Origin of the sequence: Escherichia sp. XD33 (assembly GCF_019375075.1) — a bacterium.
GTDB lineage: Bacteria > Pseudomonadota > Gammaproteobacteria > Enterobacterales > Enterobacteriaceae > Enterobacter > Enterobacter flexneri_A.
Genome location: NZ_JAENDM010000046.1, coordinates 21,175 through 32,727, shown reverse-complemented (window position 1 = coordinate 32,727; position 11,553 = coordinate 21,175). Strand labels below are relative to the sequence as shown.

13 protein-coding genes are annotated in these 11,553 nt (G+C 42.3%); 10 read left to right on the top strand and 3 right to left on the bottom strand.

What is annotated here, in order from left to right:
* The first annotated feature begins 849 nt into the window (after positions 1-849).
* From dqlB to K0778_RS20060, 6 genes are all read left to right on the top strand, one after another.
* A complete protein-coding gene (gene dqlB, locus K0778_RS28375; protein ID WP_021534057.1) occupies positions 850-945 on the top strand; it encodes a DinQ-like type I toxin DqlB in 96 nt (31 codons plus the stop codon).
* A 662-nt stretch (positions 946-1,607) separates the two neighbouring features.
* On the top strand, positions 1,608-2,255 hold the full coding sequence (locus K0778_RS20080) for a division plane positioning ATPase MipZ (RefSeq protein ID WP_000587671.1): 648 nt from the start codon (positions 1,608-1,610) through the stop codon (positions 2,253-2,255).
* Positions 2,256-2,329: 74 nt separating this feature from the next.
* On the top strand, positions 2,330-2,599 hold the full coding sequence (locus tag K0778_RS20075) for a hypothetical protein (RefSeq protein ID WP_001086090.1): 270 nt from the start codon (positions 2,330-2,332) through the stop codon (positions 2,597-2,599).
* A 160-nt stretch (positions 2,600-2,759) separates the two neighbouring features.
* Positions 2,760-3,389 (top strand): DUF2806 domain-containing protein, encoded by a 630-nt coding sequence (locus K0778_RS20070; protein WP_223424520.1) that lies wholly within the window; start codon positions 2,760-2,762, stop codon positions 3,387-3,389.
* Positions 3,390-3,562: 173 nt separating this feature from the next.
* On the top strand, positions 3,563-5,188 hold the full coding sequence (locus K0778_RS20065) for a phosphoethanolamine--lipid A transferase MCR-1.1 (RefSeq protein WP_049589868.1): 1,626 nt from the start codon (positions 3,563-3,565) through the stop codon (positions 5,186-5,188).
* Positions 5,189-5,259: 71 nt separating this feature from the next.
* The gene (locus K0778_RS20060) at positions 5,260-5,982 is read left to right on the top strand and encodes a PAP2 family protein (protein WP_039003037.1); all 723 of its coding nucleotides are present in this window, start codon (positions 5,260-5,262) and stop codon (positions 5,980-5,982) included.
* A gap of 390 nt (positions 5,983-6,372) precedes the next feature.
* Here the strand turns inward: K0778_RS20060 and K0778_RS20055 are convergent, their stop codons facing one another.
* The 3 genes from K0778_RS20055 to K0778_RS20045 form a co-directional block, all read right to left on the bottom strand.
* Complete coding sequence (locus K0778_RS20055; RefSeq protein WP_000577043.1) at positions 6,373-6,900, bottom strand: DUF2726 domain-containing protein; 528 nt, start codon at positions 6,898-6,900, stop codon at positions 6,373-6,375.
* Between the two features lie 134 nt (positions 6,901-7,034).
* Complete coding sequence (locus K0778_RS20050) at positions 7,035-7,439, bottom strand: hypothetical protein (protein WP_012421203.1); 405 nt, start codon at positions 7,437-7,439, stop codon at positions 7,035-7,037.
* Positions 7,440-7,451: 12 nt separating this feature from the next.
* Positions 7,452-8,318, bottom strand: a complete 867-nt coding sequence (locus K0778_RS20045) for a replication initiation protein (RefSeq protein WP_001353743.1) — start codon at positions 8,316-8,318, stop codon at positions 7,452-7,454.
* Positions 8,319-9,732: 1,414 nt separating this feature from the next.
* Here K0778_RS20045 and K0778_RS20040 point away from each other — a divergent pair.
* From K0778_RS20040 to K0778_RS20025, 4 genes are all read left to right on the top strand, one after another.
* Positions 9,733-10,248, top strand: a complete 516-nt coding sequence (locus K0778_RS20040) for a J domain-containing protein (RefSeq protein ID WP_001025395.1) — start codon at positions 9,733-9,735, stop codon at positions 10,246-10,248.
* 104 nt (positions 10,249-10,352) lie between these two features.
* Positions 10,353-10,895, top strand: a complete 543-nt coding sequence (locus K0778_RS20035) for a hypothetical protein (RefSeq protein ID WP_001083906.1) — start codon at positions 10,353-10,355, stop codon at positions 10,893-10,895.
* Positions 10,892-11,143, top strand: a complete 252-nt coding sequence (locus tag K0778_RS20030; protein WP_001230707.1) for a hypothetical protein — start codon at positions 10,892-10,894, stop codon at positions 11,141-11,143. The genes K0778_RS20035 and K0778_RS20030 overlap by 4 nt, the downstream gene beginning before the upstream one ends.
* The gene (locus K0778_RS20025) at positions 11,130-11,357 is read left to right on the top strand and encodes a DNA-binding transcriptional regulator (protein WP_000801440.1); all 228 of its coding nucleotides are present in this window, start codon (positions 11,130-11,132) and stop codon (positions 11,355-11,357) included. The genes K0778_RS20030 and K0778_RS20025 overlap by 14 nt, the downstream gene beginning before the upstream one ends.
* Positions 11,358-11,553: the final 196 nt, after the last annotated feature.

Below are 11,553 nucleotides of genomic sequence, written 5' to 3'. Positions count from 1 at the left end.
CTCAGCATTTTATTATGGTGATCCCCTGGGCGAAATGCGCCTGGTAAGCAGAGTTTTTGAAATGTAAGGCCTTTGAATAAGACAAAAGGCTGCCTCATCGCTAACTTTGCAACAGTGCCTCACACAGACATACACATAGGTATGTCTGTGTGACATACCTATGTACAGTGCCAGATGGCGTTGCTACGTGAAAAATAACCTACCCTACCCCTGCTTTTTTCGCAGATTTTACGTAGCACACCGTTGCTATAGCATTCATCTAAAAAGCTGAATGTCCTTTTCTGTCGCTGTTGCATTTTAATTCACTGAAAAATATTGAGTAATGAAAATGCCGGTAACGCGTCAAGCTGTTGGCCAACGCGACAGGCAGTATTGGAAGCAACAAAAAAAATGAAAGAAAAATCCCTCAAATGAAGGAGAAAAAACGGAACTACAGCCGAACGACAGGCACAAAAAAACCCGACTGGTAATCGGGCTTTTTTGCGTTTTCCAGTCTTGAGTTGGTGGCTCTGACCGGAGAAGGTTACTCTACACCTAACGTTTACATTTTATTCACTATGGTGCTGTAAAGCAACTAAATGTGGTTAAGGAACCACATTTAGTGGTGTAACGGGTGTTTTGTGTAGCGTATAATCAGTCAGTTAGTCATGTAGTTGGCTTGCAATCCTGCTGTTCCCGTATCTGCGGGTATGAACGATTTTAAAGTCCTGGCTGGATAAACAGGTGGTGCTGTATTCGGTGCTCTGGCAGGAGGAGGTCACTCTACACCTAACAATGCGAGAGAGCCGTTGTGACAGGCAGTGTATGAGCAAGCAACGGTGATTTCCTCCAGTTTTACTGGAGAAACGGATGATTAATATGTTAATCATCGTTCTCAGAGCTGTGGTCGCCGTTGCAAACGCGCTGATTGCAGTTCTGGAACTGATCCGCCAATTCATCGATTGATGACAACGGAAACGTAACTAAGGGCAGGAAGTGAACCGCTTCCTGCCCTTTAACAAAAAAGGAGGATTTATGGATTTTATGAGCATTTTGGGGCGCTGTTTACTTCTTCCTTTCCCTGTTGCGATGTTTGTCGGTTGCCTGTTTCCTGGCATCGATGATCGCTTATCCGGAATGCTTATGAGTGTTGCTGTGGGATGTTTATCGTGGTATGTCACCAGACCGAAGAACCGACAGACAAAGGCCGCGTAAGTGGCCTTTAATTGGGATACCCTTTAGTTACAACATTCTAATAGCTCATTCCATCCTCCGCTCATCCAGCAAACATAACCTCCCTGCCCCTCCCCACTACAGAAAGTGGCGCGCCCCGCCCGTACGGGCGGAATCTAATCGCTTAATTTTGAATGTTGTAACTAAACATACTCATTGCTGTATTGCCACAAGGTTTCGCAGCAAGGGAGGATACCGAAAGTAACGCTGTCACTTTTGCTTTCAAGTGACCAACCAACGGGTACATCACACTGACATACAATAATGTATTTCTTCATGATGTACATCATTGTAATTCATTGTGACATACACTATAGTATGTCCATGTGACATACGCATGCGTACATCACATAGAAATACACATGAGTAAATCACTGTGACATACAAGGAGTACTATGATTATCGTAATCGGTGGTGATAAAGGCGGTACAGGTAAATCACATCTGGCAACCAACTTAACTGTTTGCCTCTCACAACAGGGAAAGAGAACGGGGCTTGTTGAAACAGACCTGAATGGCTCGACCAAAAAATGGAATAAACGCAGAGAACAGGCCGGATTACCGCCCGTCGCATTAAATGAAGCCTATGGCGACATCAGTGCCAAAATAACAAAAATGGCAGATGTAGCAGAAATCCTCATTATAGATACTGCCGGATATGACAGCACGGAGTTCAGAACTGCACTAAAAGTTGCAGACATTGTGATTGTCCCGATCGACCCGCTTGCCCAGGTGGAAGCAGACAGTCTTCAGACTGTGACAAAAATTGTCAGGGATGCGCAAAAAATAAATCCCAGGCTGGCTGCACATGTGCTCCTGTATAAATGCCAGCCAAATACGTTCAGTGAACAACAAGAATTAAGAGACTCTCTCAACAGCCATGATTACTGGCTTAAACCAATGAAAAGCACGGTTTCTTTTCTCCGGGCCTTTGTAAGAGCAATGAATCAGGGAATGGGGGTTCACGAGTTAAAAAGTAATGTTAGCGGTGCCAGCCAGGCAAAAGCACAAATCGAACTCTTGCTGAAAGAACTGGAACTGTAAATCATAGTGACATACACTAATGTACATCATCATGATATACATTAGTGTGAAACAATCAGATTAGAAGGTACATCATGGCAAAGCTGGAACTACCAGAACTAGAACAAAACCAGGAAGTGAACGCCACAAAATTTGTTCAGGACGCAGGAAAACGCCCCACAGAGAACAAAACAAAACTGGCTTCATTCCGCATACCGAATGAATTGCTTGAATTCATTGATAACGAATCAAAAAGACTGCATCGTCCCAAGACAAAAATAATCAAAGCAGCATTACTGGCTTATCAGGATCTGGACGAAAACGAACTCATTAATTTGTGGTTCAGAGCTGACAGAAATGATTAATCATAGCAAGTGGCCCAATAAACTCTTTATCATTTTCTTTTAGATACTTATCTGAATGTACTAACTTCATCACTTTTAAATGTAGTTGTGATTCATTTTTAGTTACTCTTGCAATAAAATACCCTTGTACAGTTGTTGCACGGGTATTTAGGAGCACTAGATGAGCCTTATCGATTTAAGTTTATCAGGATTATCAGAACCAGGAACAAAACTTATTGAAAAAATAAGTGATGCTATTGGTGTGCTTTATGAACCTACAAGAATCAGGAAAAAAGCGAAGGCTGAAGCTGAAGCTAAACGCACAGAGCTAATTTCTAGGTTAGAGCTTGAGGGAATAGAAAAACGGGCAGTTGAGCGTTTTCTCAAACGTGAAACGAAACGACAGGAAAACATTGAAAATATAACAATGCAAGCAGCACAAAGTCTATCTGAGAGTGATAATGTTTCTGATATTGACGAAGATTGGATAGAGGCTTTCTTCAGGGAGTGTGAGGATATTAGTGACGAACAAATGCAAATGCTTTGGGGAAGAATTTTATCCGAAGAAGCAAAGTCAAAAGGTTCGTTTAGTCGTAGAACCTTAAAACTATTATCCACTATAAGCAAAGAAGAAGCGAACCTTATTACTTATTTTGGAAAGTTTGTTTGGCAGGCAAACAAACTCACTCCAATTTTATTTACCGATGAGAATGGAGATACTGAAGGTATAACTTTCGATAAACTTTCGGTTTTAGACTCCTTAGGCGTTATTCAACAAGGCATTGGTTATAGTTTAAGATACAAATTATAAATACTCTCAAGTGTATATTCAGTATGGGATTGCGCAATGATTGCCTAATAAAATTTCTGAAATATTTCTGTATCGCATAATTTTTTATATCAGATAAACTGTACTGGATTTCTTAAAAAATTGCAGTATAATTGCCGCAATTATCCCACCGTTTATTTTTTGAGTAGTTTCTCATGATGCAGCATACTTCTGTGTGGTACCGACGCTCGGTCAGTCCGTTTGTTCTTGTGGCGAGTGTTGCCGTTTTCTTGACCGCGACCGCCAATCTTACCTTTTTTGATAAAATCAGCCAAACCTATCCCATCGCGGACAATCTCGGCTTTGTGCTGACGATCGCTGTCGTGCTCTTTGGCGCGATGCTACTGATCACCACGCTGTTATCATCGTATCGCTATGTGCTAAAGCCTGTGTTGATTTTGCTATTAATCATGGGCGCGGTGACCAGTTATTTTACTGACACTTATGGCACGGTCTATGATACGACCATGCTCCAAAATGCCCTACAGACCGACCAAGCCGAGACCAAGGATCTATTAAACGCAGCGTTTATCATGCGTATCATTGGTTTGGGTGTGCTACCAAGTTTGCTTGTGGCTTTTGTTAAGGTGGATTATCCGACTTGGGGCAAGGGTTTGATGCGCCGATTGGGCTTGATCGTGGCAAGTCTTGCGCTGATTTTACTGCCTGTGGTGGCGTTCAGCAGTCATTATGCCAGTTTCTTTCGCGTGCATAAGCCGCTGCGTAGCTATGTCAATCCGATCATGCCAATCTACTCGGTGGGTAAGCTTGCCAGTATTGAGTATAAAAAAGCCAGTGCGCCAAAAGATACCATTTATCACGCCAAAGACGCGGTACAAGCAACCAAGCCTGATATGCGTAAGCCACGCCTAGTGGTGTTCGTCGTCGGTGAGACGGCACGCGCCGATCATGTCAGCTTCAATGGCTATGAGCGCGATACTTTCCCACAGCTTGCCAAGATCGATGGCGTGACCAATTTTAGCAATGTCACATCGTGCGGCACATCGACGGCGTATTCTGTGCCGTGTATGTTCAGCTATCTGGGCGCGGATGAGTATGATGTCGATACCGCCAAATACCAAGAAAATGTGCTGGATACGCTGGATCGCTTGGGCGTAAGTATCTTGTGGCGTGATAATAATTCGGACTCAAAAGGCGTGATGGATAAGCTGCCAAAAGCGCAATTTGCCGATTATAAATCCGCGACCAACAACGCCATCTGCAACACCAATCCTTATAACGAATGCCGCGATGTCGGTATGCTCGTTGGCTTAGATGACTTTGTCGCTGCCAATAACGGCAAAGATATGCTGATCATGCTGCACCAAATGGGCAATCACGGGCCTGCGTATTTTAAGCGATATGATGAAAAGTTTGCCAAATTCACGCCAGTGTGTGAAGGTAATGAGCTTGCCAAGTGCGAACATCAGTCCTTGATCAATGCTTATGACAATGCCTTGCTTGCCACCGATGATTTCATCGCTCAAAGTATCCAGTGGCTGCAGACGCACAGCAATGCCTATGATGTCTCAATGCTGTATGTCAGCGATCATGGCGAAAGTCTGGGTGAGAACGGTGTCTATCTACATGGTATGCCAAATGCCTTTGCACCAAAAGAACAGCGCAGTGTGCCTGCATTTTTCTGGACGGATAAGCAAACTGGCATCACGCCAATGGCAACCGATACCGTCCTGACCCATGACGCGATCACGCCGACATTATTAAAGCTGTTTGATGTCACCGCGGACAAAGTCAAAGACCGCACCGCATTCATCCGCTGATTTCTCCCTGTATTTTTTCCAAACCCACCGCACACTCCATTCGTATTATGGGCGGTGGGGTGGGGTTTGTTATGCCGTATTTATCAAATAAACGCCTACTTGCTGAGATGAGTATCGCTCTTGTCATGGCGATCGTTGCCACGCTGACCCTTGAGCACAGTCAGATTGATCTGATGGTCGCTGATTGGTTTTATCTGGGTATGGGGCATTGGATGGTTGCCAAGCAAGCTTTTTTGCCAGATTTGCTACTGTATTCTGGACTAAAAAAGCTGCTGATGGCGATGCTGATCTACTTGCTGGTTGCGACCATTTGCCGTGCTTATCATGAGAAAAAGGGCAATGCTATCACTGCCAAGTGGCTTGTCCCAGTGACAAAATTTCGCGTGCGTGAGCTTGCGTATCTGGTGCTGACTTTGATCCTAGTGCCGACAGTTGTCGCGTCATTGAAGGCATATACTCATGTGGTCTGCCCTGTGCATTTGACGATTTTTGATGGTACGCTGCCGTATTTGCCGATGCTTGATAGTATGCGTAACACCATTCCTGATAAGTGCTTTCCTGCGGCGCATGCCAGTAGCGGATTTGCGCTGTTTGCCTTTGCGTTTGCGCCAAGTTTGCGCCGCCGTCGTGGTGCGATCATCATCGTGGTGATGGCATTGGGCTGGGCGATGGGCTGCTATAAGATGATTATTGGCGATCATTTTTTGAGCCATACGGTGGTGTCGATGATGCTTGCGTGGGCGATGTCGGCAGGGCTTGCGTGGGTGTTTTTTAAGAAGGGTGAACAAGTTTAATCGGCTTTAAAAGTAAAAACGGTCGTATCGGTTATTACGGAACGGTTTTTTCAGTTGAGTTTCAAAGCGATGATTCATCAACCTGGAAACTACCAATAGGAACGGCTTTACTTACGCCTATCGGTCAAGAATTGATGAAAATATGCGGTTCCACTCCAGATATTGCGTATTTAAATAAATTCCTCAACAAAATAAATGTTGAAGGAAGCCAGGTAAAACTATCAATTATTAATATGTAAAGAGGTCGAGTTACCTGTCTGAGTTCCACTAACCATAATTAAAAGCGACCGCAAAAACTGCCCAGTGAAAACTGTGTTGCCAGTAATCACAAATGCAGCAAGTACTAATAAAGAGCCTGTTAAGCCCGCAAATATGTGGGCTTATTTTTAATTACTCTTCATCATCCCGCAGGAACTGACAAAAATCTTCGCTCCCCATCATATCGACAGTGTTTTTAAATTCGAAAAAAGAAATTCCTGTCATAGCACACACGCGCTGGATAATCAGTTTTTTCTTTTGCTGTCTGACGGTTGCGGTTTCACCAAACTGGATAACAGCCAGGACTGTTTCATCATATGATTTCAGGACAAAATCACAGGTTATATTCTGCACTTCACGGATTAAATCTTTTACAGCTTCCTCGCTACCATGAGGACGAACAAATTCAATGAGCCGTATTTTGGGAAAAACGGAATAATCAGGTATAATATTACGTGAAAGAATGCCTAAAAACTCTGATTCATTATTTGAGAGTAAGGGTACTTTAGTAAAACAATCAACCTCCCCAATGGCTGTAAAAGCATTGGTTGTCAAAGCTGGATTGTTCTTAATAAAATCAGAGAATACATTTTCAGCTGATGGCAAAACAACAGCAGAATTATGTTGTTCATCTCGTTTTTTATTACGGTTAAATATCATTTCATATTCCTTTTAAAAGAGCCTGCGGCAGGCACAGGCAAAAACATCGTTTTTGGACAATCTGATTCAAATGTTAACATTTGACATCGGATTGTCTATCCTGCATTGTTCTTTACTGTCTGTAAGATCGGCGCTCATTCTTCCGGCGTTCTCCCGATACCAAAAAGACGGAACGCAAAACGGCTTTCGATCCACCATTCAAAAATCTGCTCTGCGCAACCACAAACAGTTAAGGCGATCCATGCAGCAAGAACAACGTAACTACTGACATCTGCACCCATGTACCAGGCGATAGTTAAACCCATCACTGCGATACCGCCTAAAAACTGCAACAAGAAACGAAATCCCGCAAGAATCCCCAATGGAATAACAACAACCAGATAAAGGGAAGCAGCCAGAAGGTATCTGACAGGTGTCAGCAGATAAAAGAACCTGGATATTTTCTTTTTGTCAGAATAAACGGCATCATTTGCAACATCGGTTGAATGATCATTCATGCTGTCCCTGATTCTTTGAAAATCTACGATATTATCCTTCATATTGTTATGACCTCAATTTTCAGGTGGGTACATTTTATCAAACATATTAGTAAACTCTGAGTCTTCCCTGGTATCGCCCTCATAACCAATTGTATAAGAGAACTTTAATTTATAAACTTTTCTCCCAATTTTTTCTGAAACTACGAAACTTAAGTTCTTTACTTCCGTATGTTTCATGATTTCTTTTACTGATTTATTAAGAACATCTCTTTTAAAAGCAGGATAATCTGGATACTTATAATCCTTCACCCCCCCCGCCCCTATTGTATAAAGATTCAATTCATCTTTAAGTTCATCTATTGTCATTTCAAAACTATTCGCGCGAGAATTATTACTATATATTTTACGAATGAGTTGATATAGTGATGCAGCATTAACACTTGTCAGTCGAACAACAGATAATAAAACTTGCGTTGTATAACGTTTTTCTTCACCAATAAGTTTACATAAAAATCTTTTCGCTTCTTTCGTAAACTTGATCCCCACTCTACCTTCATTCCTGTAATAAGTAGAAAAAACAGTCAGACTCAAATTCATTGAATCAGGTACATTACTTTTAGTGAACTTAAATCCCAAATCACTACTCAGTTCTAATATTTCATCATGTTTCAGCTTAAGAAGCGTCGTATCTAATATATTAGAGCCATCCCTCAAAGCAAGATAAGCCGCATCAGGCTTAACCTGAACCCATTTAATGTAATCGGCAACTGTCACATAAAATATGTGATCATCATCGAATTCATTTTTAGAGTTTATCTGGCACATGGCTAAAAATAAGACTTTTTTAGCAGCCATAGGCAATGTTGACAGCGTTGAATTCAATTCATTTCGATGTCTCACTTTTGTTAAGCGAGAAAGGGAAGTCTTATTTGTCGTCATTCTCATTGTTCCAACACTCTTGATAATCAGACTTTAACACCAGAAACATGATATTACAACACAATCAATATCATGTTTAACCGAGTATCTTCTCATGTTTCATATCTGTGATTTATCTCACAAAGGTAATCCATGCTCAAAATCCACACTGGATTCAAGGCAGATTAACAACAGATTCAAAATAGATTCACCAGAAAGAACAACGAATTAGTATTCTTATGACACATTTTGTGGATATCACCGAGGAAGCTCTCATGTTTAACCGAGGAAGCTCTCATGTTTAACCGAGGAAGCTCTCATGTTTAACCGAGGAAGCTCTCATGTTTAACCGAGGAAGTTATCATGTTTAACCGAGGAAGCTCTCATGTTTAGACAAAAAACACGCTTAAAATCAATAAATTAGAGCTACTCTAAGTTTTTAAGTTTTTAAGAAAAACAAGAAAAGATAAGGCTTTTAATGCGTGCGAATATTCAGGAACTGTGGATAACTCAACAAAACCAGCAACGATGATGGTTCCTTACCATAAATCTGTCCCCTGATGATTATTACCCGCAAGCTAAAACAAACATCATCAATCATTAAAACTCATAACTTTCAATAACATAAAATCATCAAAAAAATATTTGATGCCTTATGTATCTCAATTTTCAAGACCATAAATTTGTCCCTAGTTAACTTTAACTTATTGAAATAAATATAATATTCGTGCGTACTGATCCTAATGTCACATCGCAAAAATTCCGCTTCCTCGCTCACTCAGTCGCTACGCTCCTGCCGTTCGGCTGCGGCGAGCGGTATCTCCTTTCTCAAAACCAGAGAGATTCAGATCATATGATCCGTTATTTGATCCTTTTTGGATCTTCCACTAAGAAGCCCTGAATCGCGCTCTGCCGCTTCGTTCGATACAACCATGAGGAAAACCATGCGAAATGAAAAAAATCGCTTAAAATGCGATTCAGAGCGTTTTAGGGAGGTTCTGTTAGTTCTCCTGCATTGCGCCCGTAGTTCGCTAACGCTCACACGCGCAGTACAGCGCCCCGCCATGCTGCAATGCACCAGGGCGGGGTAAACTCGCTTGCGCTCGCGCTAACTGCGGCATTCTGCGGCGCAAATCAGCATAATCATGGCCTGCTGGTCAGTTGGGCTTTGCAGGGTGAAGGGATGGCCTGTGCACCCTGGTACGTTCGTCAGCGGCTGCGCCGCGCTTCGGGGCGATGTGGCTCCTGTGCTGCCCTGGTATTTTCGTTCGCCCCTTCCATCCGCTTACGCGGATTAAAAAACGTGATAACAATCACTTATCGAGTAAAAAAACGGGAGAAAACTTGCAAATACGACTTAAAGGTCGTATTATTGTTTCATCGAAAGGGGAATGGCCCCTCTCACAATAGCCCAGCAGGGCAGGAGATTAAAAAAATGAATATCCAGGAAGCATTAAACGTTTTTGGATTATCCGGCGAATTAACTGAAAAAGATATCAAAGCAGCATACAGAAAAGCCGCTTTAAAATATCATCCAGATCGTAACCCGTTAGGGGCTGAACTGATGAAAGCGGTAAATGCAGCTTTTGATGTATTGATGGCAAATATTGATAAAATAAATCAGTTCCAGAGCACTGATGAACATGCACGATATAATTACGGTGATGACCTGGAAAAAGTATTAAACGTTCTTTCTGGTTTATCTGGTCTGGTATTTGAAGTGATAGGTAACTGGGTCTGGATTAGTGGAGAAACCATTACACATAAGGAAACTTTAAAAGAAATCGGGTGTAAATGGGCGGCAAAGAAAAAACAATGGTTTTATCGTCCAGACGAACATAAAAGTTACTGGAATCGTGAAGAACACACGATAGAAGAAATCCGCGCAAAATACGGTACAACCGGACAGCGCAGGGCGACAGGGTGGCAACGCGTGGAAACCAGAGCGTAACCAGAACGGGGGCGAGAAGCCCCCGATATTATAGCCAGCCCGTCTTTTGGGGCATCGAACCCAAAAAGACGGGAACAGCAGCCACGTAGCAAAAAGGGAAACAGATGAACTCTTTTTTTGAACAATATCACCCTGTCTTTGAAGTTGTCTGCCGTATCCTGGGGAACGGCTGGCGCGTGAACAAACTTGATGATTGTTCGTCTCGTATAAAACTGACGTCACCGCAGTTTAAAAATTACTCTGTGCATATTCGGATGGAAAAAGACCGCTTTTCTGTGGTGGGGAGTGTGGATAGTCGTTCCTGGCGTAGTCCGCATCATGTTTGCACGTTATCCAGAAAACGGAATCCCGTTGATATTGCAGCCGATATCGAGCGAAAAATTCTGGTAAATGCTTCGCAGGAGGTGTTACAGGCGATTGAGTATGAGAAACACCAGGTGGAAAAAAAGGACGAAATTCTGATCCTGAAAGGTATGTTATCGCAACTTGTCCAGCTTGAAAGCTGGTATGGGGCATTGACAGGCTTTAAAGCTGAAAACGGATTGAACGGTAAAGTCACCGAACAGGGCGACAGTTATGATTTACAGATTCGGGGCTTGAGTATAGATCAACTTGTTAAAATTACAGGGTATTTGAAACAGTTATGAGAAAAAATAAAGGTGATGTGACTTATTTTCTTGAAAAAGAAGGTGACAATTACAGGCTTACAAAAAGGATAAAAGCCAGAACAAATGTTAAAATCGGGAACAAAACTACGAAAATTACATTGTATGATGCTGTACTGAATGAGAATGAATTACAACATATTGATTTTACGTGTGCCGGATTAAGGGAAGACGATGAGACGCCAGTTAAGAATTTAATTAAGGAGTTTATGTTAAATGAAACCCGATAATACACCTGAAAATGTAAAAAAATTACGTTTAAAAGCAGGATTAACACAAAAGGAATGCAGTCATATTTATGGTGTTGGGCTAAGAACCTGGCAGAAAAAAGAGGAAGTTAATACTCAAAACAGTCAAAGTCTGTCACTGGTTGAGTTTGAGTTTCTTTTGTTACTTGCAGGAGAACATCCTGAATACGTGCTCTGCAAAAGGGAGTCAAAATAAAATGACCTGTGATGGTTTTATATTAGTACCTGGAGTTGCGCTCGTAGCTCGCTGACGCTCACACGCGCAGTACAGCGCCCCGCCATGCTGCAATGCACCAGGGCGGGGTAAACTCGCTTGCGCTCGCGCTAACTGCGGCATTCTGCGGCGCAAATCAGCATAATCATGGCCTGCTGGTCAGTTGGGCTTTGCAGGG